Below are 17,275 nucleotides of genomic sequence, written 5' to 3'. Positions count from 1 at the left end.
AAACCTGCACGCAATAAAAATAAATTGCGAGATTCACCACTGATCCATAGATTTATTCTATTTTTTGTAAATATTGGCAGATTTTGTCACTTAGACTTAAAAAATCAAAAACTGGAACGCCATGTGAACCATTTACCAGCTCGACATCTAAAAACTTTGCTGTGAAATTTTTAAATTTCTCATAGACTTTGTGACTAACTAAGAAATCCTGTTGAGCAAATATATGATACTGTTTGCCGGCATAGTTATTTAAGATCGCGACATTATTTAATTGCTCAAGACACGCCAGCCCCTGTTTTAATAATTCTAAATTTTGCGGCTGAATCAAACTTTGCAAATGTACAAAATCTTCTCGCGTGGTTGCGGAGCCCTGACAAACCATAAAACCAAATTTCTTTAATGTCGCAATCGCATCATGTTCAAAGGACTGTTTAAAGTTGTGAAAGGTTGTTTGGCTCATTGCCGTTTGCCACTCAGCATTTGCGACGAAACAAGGATTTGAAGCCAGTGTAATCAAGACTTTTTGTTGTTGGTATTGCTGTTTAATTTGCTCGACCAGCAAGCTTGCCAATTGCCCCCCTAAAGACCAACCACAAATCACATCAAAATCTTTGGCTTGCTCCACCTGCTGTTGTAAAACACTTTGATCCAGCGCATTAAAGATATTGATCAATACAACTTCATGGCCTTGTTGTTGTAAAGCCTGTTGTAAAGCATTGAGTAGTTTGGTTCCACCGCCCCAACCTGTGATCAGCAAAATACGTTGATTCAATTTAAGCCACTATAAAACAATAACGATGTTTTATTAGATCATGCTTAAAATTGAACGACAATCGGACTTCTAACTATTTCTGATGGTGTAAATCGACCAATAAGCTGGCTGGAATCACTTTTTGCCAAGTGCGTTTAAATTGCTGATGTACTTGATCAATTGCAAACTGACTTTTTCTCGAAATTTCATGTGCTTTTGCAATATCATCTGCCCGTGTATAAGCAATCAAATAATCTAGTCCATCCAGTTCCACATGGAACCATGATTCAACATGCACACCTTCAGCCTGAAGTGTTTCAATTGCCTCATGCTTACGCCTATTCAATTGATTTTGCCATGCGACAACATCGTCCATCACCGCTACTTTTAGTTGAATCAATACTGCACCAACGTCCATAATTTTACGTTCTATTTATTCTAAACGGTCTTGCATCATAAATGGCATGTGAACAATTGCAAACATTTTACATACCGCCAAAACCTTAAAATTTGCTAAGATCAAATCAGGATCAATTTAGGAAAGTGTTTGTCATGAAACTATCACGACTGTTCAGTATTAGCTTACTTTCCGTTTCAGCTTTATGCATATTGAACACGGCCAGCCATGCGGAAAGCTCTATTCTCTCCAAACTGGATTCCAACCAAAAGCAATGGGTAGGTAAGCCTGCACCAAGTTTTAAACTACAAGATCAAAATTCAAAATGGCACGAACTGAGTCAATATAAAGGTAAATGGGTTGTTCTCTACTTTTACCCAAAAGATGATTCACCTGGCTGTACACAAGAGGCCAATCAATTTAAATCACTCTACCCACAATTTATAAAAAATAATGCGGTGGTGCTTGGTGTCAGTTTGGATGATGTGCAATCACATCAAAAGTTCTCTGAAAAGCTGGGACTAAATTTCCCAATTCTTGCCGATAGCAATCATCAACTCGCAGACCAATTTGGAATCATCCGAAACTTGGGCATTGCTAAAATAGCAAAACGAGAAACTTTTTTGATTGATCCACAAGGAACGATTGTGTATCACTATAGCAGTGTAAATACCCAAACACATGCCGATCAAGTCTTAGCGGATATTCAGAAGTTTTCAAAAAAATAACGACTGAAGCATTAAAAAAGCCTTTAGATGAATGTCTAAAGGCTTTTTTAATCTAAAACATCTCACCTTAAGCAAGACGCTTAGTGTGTCTTACATTTGAGATTGAATATAATTCTGTAAACCAATTAATTCGATCAAACCTAATTGTTTTTCAAGCCAGTAAGTATGATCTTCTTCAGTATCGTTCATTTGTTGACGAAGCATATCACGGGTCACGTAATCGCCTTTTTCTTCACATAGCTTTACGCCTTGCGCCAATTTTTCACGTACATGATATTCCAATGCCAAATCGGCTTTTAAACAGGTTACAACATCTTCACCTGTAACAATATCGTCACGCTTCATGTTCGGCGTACCTTCAAGGAAAAGTACACGGCGAATTAAAGCGTCTGCATGTGAAGCTTCTTCTTGCATTTCATGATCAATACGTTCATAAATTTTGCTTAAGCCCCAATCTTCATACATACGCGAATGAATAAGATACTGATCACGAGCAGCCAGTTCGCCACCGATCAACATATTTAGATAGTCTATGACTTCTGGATTGCCACGCATTTCAATTACTCCACATTCTTTTGCAATAGTATGGACAAATTTTACCAGTTTTGCAAAAGACAAAATGTGTAAGTTTATGATTTTTATAAAATTAAAATGATAAACATACGCATTTGCAATTTGAATAAGTATTTTTTCATATAAAAAATAACCGCTTACAAAATTTCATTGATGGTTTATTGGTGATTTTTCATCAAAATTCAAAATGATTTATTTTGTAACCATTAAAAATGCTTCTTATTCCCCTTCATTATTCCATTTTCTGTTCATTTTCAATGACAGAACCCTCACTTTATCTTCTTGGCTTTTTTTAATGCTAATATTTCAAGACAATTTTAACTTTAATATTTATGATATTGAATATTAACAATTAGCAGGAAAAAATAATGTCTCAGGGAAACACATCAGCGCCTATTCTAGTTACAGGTGCAACAGGCTATATCGCCAGTTGGGTGATTCAAAAATTACTTGAGCAAGGTTATACCGTTCATGCCACTGTACGTGATCTCAATAAGAAACAAAGCTTTGCACATTTAGAGAAAATCGCACAAGCCAGCTCTGGCACACTAAAACTATTTAAAGCCAACCTTTTAGAAAATGGTTCTTTTGATGAAGCCATGCAAGGCTGTGAAGTTGTGTTGCATATGGCTTCACCATTTGTTGTGACCAATTATAAAGATGCCGTTAAAGATATTATTGAACCTGCAATTTTAGGCACGGAAAATGTCTTAAATAGTGTCAATAAAACAGATTCTGTCAAACGAGTCATTGTGACTTCAAGTATCGCGTCTACTTATGGCGATGCAATTGATATTTTAAAAACGCAGCATAATCAGTTTGATGAATCTCATTGGAATACCACCAGTTCAACCACGCACCAACCGTACCCTTATTCGAAAGTTATGGCAGAGCGTAAAGCATGGGAAATGGCAGAAGCACAAAATCGTTGGACGCTGATCTGTGTTAATCCTGCATTGGTACTTGGCCCATCACTGACCGCAAATACACAGTCAGGGAGCGTAGAAGTCTTAGAGCAATTTGCCAACGGCATGACCTTACTCGGTGTCCCACCGATGTGGAATGGTATTGTAGATGTTCGTGATGTTGCTGATGCGCATATTTTGGCAGCATTCAAAGAAAATGCATCTGGACGTTACATTATTAGTGGCGGCTCACTCAGCCTTTTGGAAATGGGTAAAATTTTACGTCAAAATTTTGGACAAAAATTTCCTTTTCCGCGTAACCAAGTCCCGAAAAAAGCATTTAAATTTATTGGACCTGTATTTGGCTATTCGCGTGATTTTATTGAAAAGAATATGGGCTACCCTATCTTTTTTAATGCTGATAAAAGCAAACAGGAACTGGGGATGAGTTATCGTAATATTGAAACCAGTTTAGTCGAGCATTTCCAGCAGCTTCTTGATGACGGTGTGGTGAAGAAATATATTTAAGAACAGCTCAACTAATTCTTAAAGCCAAAAAGCCTTTTTCAAATATGAAAAAGGCTTTTTGGCTTATAGCGTTCAATATCAGCTAAGGCTTAGAAATCAAAAGTCACACCGACTTTATAAGTTCGTGCACCACCGACTAAAGCATAGTTTGAATTAAATACACCTTCCCAATATTTTTTATTGGCAACATTATCAACATTGGCAAGGAATGTGGTATTTACCCCACCAAGTTTGGTTTTATAGCGAGCGCCTAAGTCAACAATCGTATAGTCTGGTAATTCTAGCGTATTCTCTTCATTCAAATATTGCTCACTTACATAACTTACACGGGTATTGACATGCAGCCCCTCAACCTTAGGAATGGCATAATCAAGCCCTAAAGAAGCAGTAAAATCGGGTACACCATACACTTTATTACCTTCGAAAGCGGCCTTCGCTGATTTCACATATTCAGCATCGATATAGGCCAAATTCCCCATCACAGATAAAGTATCTGTAACATTGCCAGAGAATGACCATTCCACCCCACGAGAACGCGTTTCAGCATCATCGTTGACTTTATTACTTATGCTGTCCAGATAAGCCTCAGGCTTTTTAATCTGATAAAGCGCCAGAGTATTTAACCACGAACCCAACTGATATTTTGCACCTAACTCATATTGCTTGGTTTGATAAGGTGCAAGTGTCTCACCTCTATTTGTCGCAGTTGGATAGGTCGTTTCTGAGACAGTAATCCCTTCAGCTAAGCCCTCGACATAGCTTGCATAAAAAGATAAATCCTCACCAAATGGTTTGACAACAATCCCCAAACTTGGTGATAACTTATCTGCACTATAAGTTGATTTTTTGACAAGATTCTTAGTATCGATATCTTGATAACGTCCACCTAAAATCAGTTGTAATTTATCATCCAACATTGAAAGCTGATCCGTTAAGGTATAACTCACATACTCATTATCACCATAAGGAACAATTTCTGGATAGGTTGTTGGCATTGTTCCTGTATTTGATGGATCATATAAATTGGTCGTAAACCCCGAACTGGTTGCGGATTTATGTTGTGAATATTTGCGGGTTAAATAGTCAGTACGCAATCCCAAAGTATGCTTGATCGCACCTGTATCAAATTTTGCTTCAAAGCCTGCATTAGCAGCAGTATTATGTTCTTTTGATCCCACTCGATAATATTGTGAGGTTGCATTTCCATTTAAATTATTGACAATCATACGTGTGCCAAAAAGGTGACCATCATATGATTTTTCTACATATCCAACGCCTGCAAATGCTTTTAAATCAGGGGTAAATTTATATTCACCGGATAAGCCTACAAATTGGCTGTTGGTATTGCCTTCTAAGTTTGAAAAGTAGTTTAAATCCCCTTTAGGTGCTGCAAGTACATAATTAACACTGCCCTTGCCACCCATGGCGACCATTGCAGGTGAACCGCCTTTACGATTTCCTTTGACCGCATAAGCATCTAAATTAATCTTTAGTTTATCCGTGGTGTAATCCGCAGCAATTGCCCCTAGAGCTTGACGATCATTCATTCCATCAATGATATGTTCGCCATCTGCATAAGCGCCATTCACACGTACACCAAACTCTTTGTTCTCACCAAAACGACGAGATACATCAAAGCCTGATTGATAATATCCTTCATCTTGAAACGATGCAGAAACTCGGGTGAGTTCTTGATCTGCCCGTTTAGAATGCCCCATCACAATCCCGCCCACACTGCCTGTAGGAGCAACACCTGCAACCAATGCATTTGGACCTTTAAGCACAGTCACTGACTCTAAAAATTCCGTAGGCATCCGACCATAAGGTGCAACACCATAAAAGCCGTTATAATTTAGATCCTCATGATTGACATCGAAACCACGGATTTTAAAGTTTTCATTTAAATGCCCTTGATTGGTTGTGGTTCGAATACTGGCATCATTTTTTAACACCTCCCCCGCCGTGTTTGCTTGTTGATTTTCAATCAATTGTGCTGAATAAGAGGTGATACTAAACGGCGTATCTATAATTTTCTTATTTCCCAATGGCCCTAAATCTGTATTTTTTTGCAAAGCACCGTTGGCAAATGTTGGTTTTTCTTGTTCTTTTTCAGCAGCGACTTTAATCGTAGGCAAAGCAGTAGTTTCATCATTTGCCCAAATTGTTTGTGTAAGTCCCCCACCAAAAAGCACGATAGAAATAGAATTGACTAGAAATGTTTGAGAAAAATTTTTCATATAAATAATAAGACACTTTTTAAATGATAATGATTATTATATAGACTTTCACTATTGTTAAGAATTGTAATTTCTCATCTAAACTTAAGTTTAATGGAAAATTCTAATAAATAAGAATTATTATCATATAGCGTACTAATGATAGAGCAAGCAATCTTGCGAAATACAATCGCTAAAATACAGTGCGAAAAATTCTATTAAAAAATGACGACTTGTTGATTTGCTATCGCATCAATCTTGAAATGATGATTTTAATTTTTGAAAACTGTAAAGATACAACAACTGTATCTTTACAGTAATTTTAGAGTTAATTTAAACGAATCTATGCCTGTCCATACTCAGCCATTAATGCTAAAAACTCCTGCTCATTCAGTACAGCGACACCCAGTTTCTCTGCTTTTTCAAGCTTAGAACCCGCTTTTTCACCCGCAACCACACATTTGGTTTTGCTCGATACACTGCCACTGACACGCGCACCAAGTGCTTGTAGCATTTGGGTCGCATCATCACGCCCCATGGTTGCCAATGTACCTGTGATCACCCAACTCTCACCATTTAAAGGCTGACGGGTGGGTGCAACTGGTGCATCCCAATGGATCCCAGCTGCAAGCAAACGATCAATCACTTCAAGGTTATGTGGGGCTTGGAAAAAATCAACAATCCACTCAGCGGTAATATCACCAACATCTGGAGTTTTCTTCAATGCTTCAAGATCAGCATGACGAATCGCATCCAGCGTCTGGAAAGTGTTGGCGAGCATACGTGCAGTCGTCTCGCCTACACCACGAATACCCAAGGCATAAATAAATGCAGCAAGTGTGGTTTTCTTACTGTTCTCAATCGCATCCAATAAATTTTGGACAGATTTTTCACCCATTTTTTCAATGGTCAGTAACTGTTCACGATGCTCATGTAAATGGTAAATATCCGCGACATCTTTTAACAGATCAAGATGTAACAGTGACTCTACCCAACGATCACCGAGACCTTCAATATCCATCGCTTTACGTGAAACAAAGTGGCGAATGGCTTCAATACGTTGTGCAGAACAATATAAACCACCCGAACAACGTGCCAAAGCCTCACCTTCTGGCATTACGACAGGAGAAGAACATACTGGACAATTTTCAGGTAAATGTACTTCTGTCACGTCATTTGGACGGAATTCTAACCATACTTTTTCAACTTTGGGAATCACATCACCGCTACGATAGACACTGACCGTATCGCCAATACGAACGTCCAGACGGTGAATTTCACCAATATTGTGCAAAGTCACATTAGAAACCGTTACACCACCCACAGCCACAGGATTTAAGCGTGCTACAGGGGTTAAAGTCCCAGTACGTCCAACTTGCCAATCAATATTTTCAACCGTTGTTAAGGCTGCAACTGCGGGAAACTTATACGCCGTTGCCCAACGCGGTTCACGACTTAAAAAGCCCAGCTTTTGTTGTTGTTGAAGATCATCAACTTTGATCACCATGCCATCAATTTCAACCGCTAAATTCGGGCGCTCTTGGTTGATTTGCTGATATTTTTCTTGTACTTCTTGAATACTTTCACAAATAAAATGACGTTCACCCACAGCAAAGCCAAAGTTAGTCAACCATTCAAGACTCGCTGACATCGACTCAATGCCATGATGCGGCTCACATTGTGCAATACCATAAGCATAGAATGCCAAAGGGCGAGATGCTGCAATACTTGGATCAAGTTGACGTAAACTACCTGCCGCAGCATTTCGAGGATTGGCAAAGGTCTTCTCACCCTTCGCTTCATTTTCAGCATTGAGTCGTTCGAAGCCTGCTTTTGGCATCAATACTTCACCACGAACTTCCAACAAGCGTGGCACTGCCACTTTATCCGAAGACAAGACTTTCGGTAAATTACGAATGGTTTTTACATTTTGCGTAATCACTTCGCCTGTTTCACCATCGCCACGGGTTACGCCACGGGTCAATACACCATTTTCATACCAGAGCGAAATCGCCAATCCGTCAAATTTTAGCTCGACATCATATTGAATCTTTTGATTGGGCAATCGTTCTTCGATACGGCGGGCAAAGGCAAATAACTCGTCCTGATTAAATACATTACCCAAGGACAGCATCGGTACAGTATGGGTAATGGTTTCAAATTTAGACAGCGGTTTTCCGCCTACTTTATTGATTGGACTATCTGCCTGAACCAATTCTGGGTGTTGTTGCTCTAGAGCTTTGAGTTGGTGAAATAACTGATCATATTCACTGTCTTCAATACTCGGCTGATCCATCACATAATAAGCATGATTATGTTTTGCAATGAGTTGAATCAATTGACGCATTTGCGTCACGACAGGATTATTTTCCATAAATTTTTTCACCATAAAAAGGCGGAATACTCCGCCTAAAATTCTGAATACCAATTATAAAGTAAATATGACGTTATGCTAAGCGTCATGCCCTGAGCGATAATCGATCGCTTTATGGCGCCAATGCTCTTTCAGTTGTGGGGTAAATTCAAGATTGTTTTCATCATAGACCGTACCGTCTATTTCACGGGCAATTAAGCCAGCAATACTGACCATGGTATCAAAGCCTTTTTGCACATCTGAATGAGGAAGTGCCAAGAAGAAAGCCAAACCTTGAACTTGTTCAGTCGATAAGGTTTCTAAATCAAAACCATCTGGACCATTGTCGGTGACACGTAATACAGAAAACAGTAAATGGCTTTCTTCCTCTGGATTCTCATAACGATGGAAGCAAGAGAGTTCACCAAAACGTAAACCATATTTGAGCAACATTTTTAAGGTTTTATCCCCAGATAGTGCTTTACGTGGATTCGGATAAACATTCAGCGCAATAATGGTTTCAGCCGTAGACAATACGCTTTCATCATCATATTTTTGTTGCTCATTTAAATGAACATCTAAAATACTACTTTCCTCATCAAACTCTTTGATTTCAGCTGTTTCAACATTGGCATTAAACTGAAACGCGTCCTCTTTGTCCTGACTGACTACGACTTTGGCAGAATCGTTAGTTTGAGTCGTCGGTTCTGTTTGCACATCAAGTGCTTTTACAGACTCTGTTGCGGATTCAGTGCTTGCCACTGTTTCCGTCTTTTCAGTTTGTTGTGTAATTGCGGCATGCTCAAGCTCAATTGACTGAACAACATTCGACTCCGCTGCTACATCCTCAATCTTTTGCTGTTTTTCATCTGCAACTTCGACCGAGTCTAAAGCCGTTAAATTCGGTTCAACACGCACTTGCTCTTGAGACTCACGGTCTGTTCGCAATTGATCTCGTACATGACGAGGAATTACCGGTTGTTTACAGTCTTCATTGATATGCAATTCAGACTCTAAAGAAGGTGCGGCATCATTGGGCTTTCGTAGCACCATCCTTAAACCCACCAGAATGATGATTACTGCAACAACAATTCCAATAATTGTGGTGACTTCCATACTACGACTCCGCGGCTAAACCGTATTCTCTTGCCTCTTCCAAATTCACAGTGACGAGCTTTGATGTGCCCGGTTCAGGCATCGTCACACCCAGCAAATCGGTTGCCATCGTCATTGCAACTTTATTATGTGTAATGTAAATGAATTGGACTTGATCAGAAAGCTCTTTTACTAAATTACAAAAACGACCAACGTTAGCATCGTCTAAAGGTGCATCAACTTCATCCAAAACACAGAAAGGTGCAGGATTCAAACGAAAAATAGCAAATACCAAAGCCAATGCCGTTAATGCTTTTTCACCACCAGATAACAAAGCCAATGAACTATTTTTCTTGCCGGGTGGGCGTGCCATCAACTTCACGCCAGACTGCCAGTCATCTTCAAGACTTAAACTGGCTTCACCACCATTAAAGACTTTTGGAAATAATACTTTTAATTCAGCATTAACCTGATCAAAAGTCCCCATAAATAATTTTTTAGTTTCTTGGTCAATGGTCTTCATGGCATCTTTCAATTGCCCAACCGTATTTTCCAAGTCTTGCATCTGATGGGTTAGATCTTCAAAGCGCTTAGAAACTTCTTCATATTCTGCTGAAGCGGCTAAATTGACCGCGCCTAATTTTTCAAACTGACGCTGTGCTTTCTCAAATTTTTCTTGATGTACAGGTAAATCAATCAACACGCCTTGCTTAACTTCAGCATTCATCTCTTTAAGTTGATCGGAATAATGCTGTAAATCTGATTTTGCCGATTGCCAAGCCAAACGTCGCTCTTCCAGTTTTGTACGCAATTGCTCATCATTTTGCTGATGCAAATGGCGCATTTCTGTCAGTTGTTGCTGTTTGGATTGAATATTATTCAATTCAACTTGCCACTCACTCCAAGTTTTTTGCAGTTTTTCAGTTTGTTGTGCCTGCTCAGCATATTGCGATTCTAGACTCGGCAATTCCAATTGAATTGGATCTACAAACTTCTTGGCTTGCTTCATTTGCGCAATAATTTGTTGATATTGCGTTTTAGAGAAGGATAGGTCTTTGTCTAATAATTCAATTTGCTGTTTATTTTGTTCAGCTAGACGACGTGTAGTTTCAGAATCTTGCTGCTTAAGCTGTAATTGCTGTTGCTGTTCTTCAACCTGCTCATTGAGCTCATCCAACTTGAATTGCAAGGTTTTAAACTCAGGAAGATTTTGTTCAAGCTTGAAGATGACCGAGTGCATATCGATTTCAAGATCATCTTTCTGCATTGCATCTTCTTCAAGTTGCTCATCTAACTGTTGCAATTGACTATTCAGCTGAACTTTCTGCAACTCAAATGCTTGTGAAGCACTTTGCTGCTTAGCAATTTGCACATCAAACTGTTGTAGCTGTTTTTGCAGATGTTTTAGCGTGTCTTGCTCTGTTTGGATCTGTTTTTGCAGGTCCAACAATTGCTGATTTAAACTCGGCAATACAGTTTCAGCTTCAATCAACTGTGGTTGTAGCTGCGCAAGTTGTGTTTCAATTTCTTCAAGGCGAATACGATGACTGAGTGCACCCTGTGCGGCTTGGCTCGACTCATCAAAGAACAGACCAATCACCCAATCTTGACCGATATGATAACCATCCAGCGTCAATATGCTTTGTCCTGCTTTTAACTGTGCTTGTACAGCTAAAGCTTGAGCAAGGTTTTCAATTACAGCGACTTGATTCCACAATGAATACTGTGGAGATTCAATCCAATCTGCTAAACATGCCAATCCATTCAATTGAATTTTATCTTGCGAGCTTGCTGCTTTAAGCTGACGTGCCACACTTTCTGCAAAATCAGCAGCTTGATCAACAATATGGGCTGACAACCATTTGGCTAAAAACTTTTCAACCAGCGGTGCATGTGTTTTGCCTTGTGCATTCAGCGTTAATACCTGCATCAATTGCACCGTATCAGCCTTGCTATTTACAGCACTTTTCGCCATTAATTGGGTGAGGTTTTTCTGTTCAGATTGCAACACTTGTACATCAGATTTTAAAGCTGAAATCTGAGTTTTTTGCTGACTAATGCTTTCCTGTAGTTGTTCAAACTGCTGCTTTGCTTGATTAATTTTTTGTTCTAATTCAACAATCGCAGCTTGGATTGCTATTTTATCTTGCTCAAGTTGTTGAACATCTTCAGTTTGAAATTGACTTTGAACCTGAACGGCTTGGGTTTTTAAGGTGTCTTTTTGCTGTTCAATACGCGCAACATTTTTTGCAAGTTGTTCAATTTGCGCCTGCATTTGTGCTTTTTGCTGCTGTTGCTTTTCAACTTGAACTTTGACCTGTTCATACTGTTGTTGTGCTTGCAATTGCTGCGCTTTTAAATCGGTAAAGGCTTGGCTACGTTGTTGTGTTTCAGACTCAGCATGTTGTAAATGTTCAGTCTGCTGCTCCAATTGACTGTGCAGGGTTTCCAATTGCAATTCCATCAACTGAATCTTTTCTTTGGTTTGAGCTTTTTGCTGTTCAAAATTACCCAAAGCTTCTGAGTTCTGTTGAAATAAACTTTGTTTCTGTTCCAAAGTCATTTTCAACTCAGAGAGTTTTTTCTCAGCTTGTTGCCACTCATTTTGCAAAGGCGTGGACTGTTGAATCAAACGTTGGAACAACTCATTGGTTGAAGTCAGATCATGTTCCAAAGTACTCATGTCAGAGCGCACCAGTTTAAAGTGCTCTCCCAATTCGTTCATTTCAACCGTATATTGTTCTTGCAAACGAGAACTACGATCACACTGGAAAGATAGAATTTCAATCTTTAACGTACGAATTTCAGTTTCTAAAGTCTTATATTGAACCGCAGTTTCAGACTGGCGTTTTAAGGTTTTAAGCTGTGATTTGAGTTCTGAAGCAATATCTTCGAGACGGTCTAAGTTCTGCGTGGTATGTTCTAAGTGTTGTAGTGTTTCACGACGACGAGCCTGATAACGAGAAACCCCAGCAGCCTCTTCAAGAAAGATACGCATTTCTTCAGGTTTGGCATCAACCAAGCGGTTAATCATTCCCTGTTCGATGATTGCGTAGGAACGAGGACCTAAACCTGTACCCAAGAAAATGTCGGTAATATCACGACGTCGGCACTTCGTCCCATTGAGAAAGTATTCAGATTTTCCATCACGATTCACCTGACGGCGAACAGCAAGTTCAGTATACGCGTTATAAGCCCCACCTAATTTTCCATAGGTGTTCTCAAAGCGCAGTTCTACACTTGCCATACCTACAGGTTTACGTTTTGCCGTTCCTGTAAAAATAACATCCTGCATACTGCCACCACGGAGCTGGCGCGCACTGGATTCCCCCATCACCCAACGGATCGCGTCAATCACATTGGATTTACCACAACCATTAGGACCTACCACCGCTGTACGGTTATCTTTGAATTGTAGTGTTGTACTATCGGCAAAAGATTTGAAGCCTGAAAGTTTTAAGCTGCTTAAACGCATAATGTCCTAGTAATTACCGACGCGATCTCCGCGCCCAAGCGAGTTCGATTTGTTTCATCCGTGTCAGAGATTCCAACACCAGATTACGTAAGTGTCGACAAAAATCTTCCATAAATAAAGTAGCTTGTTGTGATTTTCGGATTAAAATTGCGTCAATCACCAACTTAAGCAATTCTAAAGCTTCTTGAAGCTCGCGTCTTGAAGTATTTAAGGTTAAAAAATAACTTCTTCGTAGGGAGGGTAACAACTCTTTATAAAATTTCATCAGGTAGGGATTCCCAACCATGTCCTGTTGTCCTGATAAAAATTGAAATATGCCATCATAAAACTTTTCAGTATTGCCTTGCTTCACCTGCTCAACCAAATGATTCATCATCTGCTGAATCGCTTCAGCTTCATGATTGCGCCATGTTTCACTCATACGTTGCACGATTTGACCTAATAACAATGCGCTAGTATCGAACAATGCACGGACTTGTTGTGCTGACATTTCTGAGACAATTGCACCACGACGAGGATAAATTTCAATCAGATGGGTTCTTTCTAAAAGCAAAAGGGCTTCGCGTACCGAGCCACGACTGACATCCAGTTCTTTGGCAATACGTAGTTCTTGTATTCTTTCCCCTTCAACCAACTCGCCACTAATAATTTGTTCACTAATATGTTTGGCAATCTGTTCTGAAAGGCTATCCACTTCTTCCGAATGCATATAATTCCTATCTTGGTTTATTATTCTTTACTTGGACAATGTCAATTGTCATTATTTTAGTTGTACCTGATTTAATTCAATTGAAACCATGACATTGTCCGACAATTTTAATGTATTTTAAGTCAACTCAGTGTTTAGAAAAAGTACCATTGATCGGAATCTACTTAGTAATACCTTGATAAATAAAATAAAGACCGACCACTGTAAGTAAGCATGCAAAGCATTTTTTCAACATCGCTGGAGAAAGTGCGTGCGCCACCTTTGCGCCAAATTTGGCAGTGATAAAACTCATTACACTGATCCCAATAAAGGCATAGATATGCACATAACCAATTGAATTTTTAATTTCGGTTGGTTCTTGTGCACCAAAGAACATAAAACCGAGCGCACCCGCAATTGCGATCGGTAGACCACAAGCTGCTGATGTTGCAACGGCTTTTTGCATCACCACACCATTTTTGTTGAGATAGGGAACGGTCAGACTTCCGCCACCAATACCAAAAATTGCCGATGCAACTCCAATTCCCCCACCAGCCAGCATTTGCATAGGTGCAGTTGGTAATTGTTTAGATTCATCGACTTTGACATTGGCTCCCTTAAACATTTTAAATGCCACCCAAATTGCAAAAGCACCAATAATCAGCTGTAAATGCTGACCTGATAAAATATCTGCAATGCCAGCACCAATAAATGAGCCAATCACCAAACCTGGGGCTAAGTTTTTAAAAACATTCCAAAGTACTGCACCTTTTTTATGATGCGCTGTTACGGAACTAATTGAAGTTACAATAATTGTTGCAAGTGAAGTTCCCAATGCCATGTGCATAATGACCGAAGGATCATAGCCCATTTTGGTAAAGACCACATAGAGAATTGGTACAATAATTAAGCCACCACCAACACCAAATAGTCCTGCGGCAAATCCTGCGATTGCACCAATACCTAAATATATGATTAACTCCATAAATGTTCCTTCACTCTTCTCAGATTCAACATGGATTTAGAGACTCGTCATCTTAGACAACTTCTTACACAAGCAAATGAACTCCCTGAAGTGCTGCTTTTAAAGCAGACGACAGCATCGACCAATGATGATGTGCGTGAAATTGCGCTCAGCGGCGTCAAGACAGTTTTGGTCTGTAGTGAAACTCAGACTCAAGGACGAGGTCAGCACCAACGGGAATGGGTTTCGCCAATTGGTAACATTTATTTAAGCACATTGCTTGAAACTCGAACAGCCTTAGATGGGCGTTTAGCATTGGAAATTGCTTTAAATATCTTACAAATGCCAACACTTAAGAATTTACCAGCATTACAAATTAAATGGCCCAATGACCTATATAGCCCTCAAGGAAAGTGGGGCGGAATTTTGGTTGAGCCCATTTCACCACATCAAGCCATTGTTGGAATCGGGATCAACTTATTTCCGATCCCCAAAGAAAATGTGACCCAACAAGCCACCTCAGTAATGCAATTAGGCCTACAATTTCCAAATCGAATCCAAATCATTGCAGAAATGTATTTGGCAATTCAACAAGCTGGACAATGGTTTGATCATGGTTGTTATAACCTTGCAGCACGATTTAATCACTATGCTGCCTTTATGGATCAACAGGTTCATTTTGAACAAATTCAAAATTCAATTGAAGGTATTTTCAAAGGAATTTCTGATGATGGCGCACTGAATTTATTGACAGCTCAAGGCTTAGTCAATGTCTATCAAGGGCGTTTACGCTTAGCTGAAGCATAAATAACGATGTGATCTATTGTCTAAAATGAGATGGATTGATCAGATGTATCGTGAAAAAGTGATCGGCAATTATTTAAAACAGGGCTTTTTTCGCTATACATTTCGCTATATATTGCGCAGTAATCGTATTGATCCAAAGATCATAGCAAACAGTTACTAACAGTACGGAACAACGTTCAGCAAAATGAACCGCAGGTTATTTGCCCTATTTGATTGATCAGATTGAGATGTTCTCTAAGTCGTTCAATATTTTCAAATAAAATAATTATGCAGATTGTGTTCAGTTTCAATTAGGCAAAATCATGAAAGCACTTTGGTTAGATATTGGAAATACCCGTCTAAAATATTGGATTACTGAAAATAATCAAATTATCCAAAAGGCAGCAGAATTACATCTCCAATCCCCTGCGGATCTGCTACTGGGTTTAATTCAACATTTCCGTGGTTTAGGCTTAGACAAAATTGGAATTTCCTCAGTCCAAGATAAAAAGAACAACGAACGCATTGTCCAGATTTTAAAATTACTCGATATTCCGGTAACTTTTGCCAAAGTGCATGCTGAATATGCAGGATTACGTTGTGGCTATGACCATATAGAACAACTTGGGATCGATCGTTGGTTACAAGTTTTGGCAGTGGCGAAAGCTGATGATGACTTGTGTGTGATTAGCTGCGGCACAGCTTTAACAATTGATTTAACCCAAGGTTTACAACATTTAGGCGGTTATATTCTGCCTAACCTCTATTTACAACGTGATTCTTTAATTCAAAAAACCAAAGGTATTAAAATTCCAGATGCGGCTTTTTCAGAGCTAAGTCCTGGTCGGAACACCATAGATGCAGTACATCATGGCATTTTCTTGGGGCTGTTAAGCACCATTGAAAAAGTGCTTGAGCAACAACCACGCAAGCTTATTTTAACAGGTGGTGATGCCAATCTATTTGCACAATTTCTAGAGAAATATCAACCAAGAATTGAATCAGATTTATTACTCAAAGGCTTACAGTTCTATATAGATCGACAAACCGCTTAAACCTAAATACAATTTAATGGAAGATCAGCAATCTTCCATTTTTAATAAATAAACACAACCATAAACACGATAAAAGAGCAATCATTATGAAAACGATACCCTTACTGCTTAGTGCCTGTTTAATGAGCTTCACAATGGTGGGTTGTACCAGTTTACAAACCACGCACTCACCTTCAACAACCATGGCAACAACTGAACCCGTTATTGCTTACTTTGCTCCAGATGCAGGTGAAGAAGCCTGTGGGTGCGGCTTAGTCATGGATCAGGGTTATTCACTCACACCTGTAGAAAATGGATATTTCAGAAAATTATTAGGTCGTGATAAAGATGGCCGTTTCTTAGTTCAGGACTTCTATCAAAATAGTCGTAAAAAACAATCTGACCCATTTTGGATTAAAGCCCCTCAAGGCTTAAATAGCTTTGATAGTAAATATGTCGACGGTGAAGTTGTGGGCTATTTTGAAAATGGAAAAGTCAGCTTTAAATCGACCAGCCAAGACCAGAGATCAGTTGGAAAAACTGAAACATACTATTCAAATGGTCAACTTGGGCTACAGGAAGAATATTCAGATGATCAGCCCATCGTTCAAAAGGTATGGTATGAAGATGGCAAACCTGCAGCTGAACTAAAATTAAGCCCAAGTGAAGATTATTCGATTCTGGACAGTAAAGTTTGGGATCAACAAGGCAATTTGATTCAAGATGAGCAACACGCTCAGGAGATTCTTGACGAGCTTTATCAAAAGCTCAATCAATAAAAC

General features: G+C 39.3%; 14 protein-coding genes. 5 read left to right on the top strand and 9 right to left on the bottom strand.

All coding sequences use genetic code 11. The features are described 5' to 3' along the window. Positions 1–52: 52 nt before the first annotated feature. Together L3V46_RS03210 and L3V46_RS03205 are read right to left on the bottom strand one after the other, a co-directional pair. Positions 53–772: a YqiA/YcfP family alpha/beta fold hydrolase gene (locus tag L3V46_RS03210; RefSeq protein ID WP_004817795.1), complete on the bottom strand. Its 720-nt coding sequence runs from the start codon at positions 770–772 to the stop codon at positions 53–55. A gap of 73 nt (positions 773–845) precedes the next feature. Next, positions 846–1,169: a DUF6176 family protein gene (locus L3V46_RS03205; protein ID WP_004817797.1), complete on the bottom strand. Its 324-nt coding sequence runs from the start codon at positions 1,167–1,169 to the stop codon at positions 846–848. A gap of 134 nt (positions 1,170–1,303) precedes the next feature. Between L3V46_RS03205 and L3V46_RS03200 the strand changes: the two genes are divergently transcribed. Next, positions 1,304–1,876, top strand: coding sequence for a peroxiredoxin (locus L3V46_RS03200; protein ID WP_096735106.1), 573 nt, complete (start codon positions 1,304–1,306; stop codon positions 1,874–1,876). Positions 1,877–1,966: 90 nt separating this feature from the next. On the opposite strand, the gene bfr is transcribed toward L3V46_RS03200, so the two are convergent. Next, positions 1,967–2,431 carry a bacterioferritin gene (gene bfr, locus L3V46_RS03195; RefSeq protein ID WP_004724037.1) on the bottom strand — a complete coding sequence of 155 codons (465 nt, stop codon included), beginning with the start codon at positions 2,429–2,431 and terminating at the stop codon, positions 1,967–1,969. Between the two features lie 386 nt (positions 2,432–2,817). On the opposite strand from bfr, the gene L3V46_RS03190 reads away from it, so the two are divergent. Beyond that, positions 2,818–3,882, top strand: coding sequence for an aldehyde reductase (locus L3V46_RS03190; RefSeq protein WP_239044904.1), 1,065 nt, complete (start codon positions 2,818–2,820; stop codon positions 3,880–3,882). 89 nt (positions 3,883–3,971) lie between these two features. On the opposite strand, the gene L3V46_RS03185 is transcribed toward L3V46_RS03190, so the two are convergent. The 6 genes from L3V46_RS03185 to L3V46_RS03160 all read right to left on the bottom strand — a co-directional run bounded on the left by L3V46_RS03185 (position 3,972) and on the right by L3V46_RS03160 (position 14,694). Then, positions 3,972–6,119, bottom strand: a complete 2,148-nt coding sequence (locus L3V46_RS03185; protein WP_239044903.1) for a TonB-dependent siderophore receptor — start codon at positions 6,117–6,119, stop codon at positions 3,972–3,974. Positions 6,120–6,441: 322 nt separating this feature from the next. Further along, the gene (gene ligA / locus L3V46_RS03180) at positions 6,442–8,472 is read right to left on the bottom strand and encodes an NAD-dependent DNA ligase LigA (protein WP_035370689.1); all 2,031 of its coding nucleotides are present in this window, start codon (positions 8,470–8,472) and stop codon (positions 6,442–6,444) included. Between the two features lie 78 nt (positions 8,473–8,550). Beyond that, positions 8,551–9,567, bottom strand: a complete 1,017-nt coding sequence (locus tag L3V46_RS03175) for a cell division protein ZipA C-terminal FtsZ-binding domain-containing protein (RefSeq protein WP_239044902.1) — start codon at positions 9,565–9,567, stop codon at positions 8,551–8,553. Between the two features lies 1 nt (position 9,568). Next, a complete protein-coding gene (gene smc / locus L3V46_RS03170) occupies positions 9,569–13,021 on the bottom strand; it encodes a chromosome segregation protein SMC (RefSeq protein WP_239044901.1) in 3,453 nt (1,150 codons plus the stop codon). A gap of 13 nt (positions 13,022–13,034) precedes the next feature. Continuing rightward, positions 13,035–13,730 (bottom strand): GntR family transcriptional regulator, encoded by a 696-nt coding sequence (locus L3V46_RS03165; protein WP_004724049.1) that lies wholly within the window; start codon positions 13,728–13,730, stop codon positions 13,035–13,037. 160 nt (positions 13,731–13,890) lie between these two features. Next, the gene (locus L3V46_RS03160) at positions 13,891–14,694 is read right to left on the bottom strand and encodes a sulfite exporter TauE/SafE family protein (protein ID WP_004724050.1); all 804 of its coding nucleotides are present in this window, start codon (positions 14,692–14,694) and stop codon (positions 13,891–13,893) included. Between the two features lie 30 nt (positions 14,695–14,724). Here L3V46_RS03160 and L3V46_RS03155 point away from each other — a divergent pair, with 30 nt between their 5' ends. From L3V46_RS03155 to L3V46_RS03145, 3 genes are all read left to right on the top strand, one after another. After that, positions 14,725–15,480: a biotin--[acetyl-CoA-carboxylase] ligase gene (locus L3V46_RS03155; protein ID WP_239044900.1), complete on the top strand. Its 756-nt coding sequence runs from the start codon at positions 14,725–14,727 to the stop codon at positions 15,478–15,480. Positions 15,481–15,782: 302 nt separating this feature from the next. After that, positions 15,783–16,514: a type III pantothenate kinase gene (locus L3V46_RS03150; RefSeq protein WP_239044899.1), complete on the top strand. Its 732-nt coding sequence runs from the start codon at positions 15,783–15,785 to the stop codon at positions 16,512–16,514. 86 nt (positions 16,515–16,600) lie between these two features. After that, positions 16,601–17,272 carry a membrane-binding protein gene (locus L3V46_RS03145; protein ID WP_239044898.1) on the top strand — a complete coding sequence of 224 codons (672 nt, stop codon included), beginning with the start codon at positions 16,601–16,603 and terminating at the stop codon, positions 17,270–17,272. The last annotated feature ends 3 nt before the right edge of the window (positions 17,273–17,275 follow it).

The organism is Acinetobacter sp. AG3 (assembly GCF_022343575.1).
GTDB classification, from domain to species: Bacteria; Pseudomonadota; Gammaproteobacteria; order Pseudomonadales; family Moraxellaceae; genus Acinetobacter; species Acinetobacter guillouiae.
This window is presented reverse-complemented; position numbering and strand designations above follow the sequence as displayed.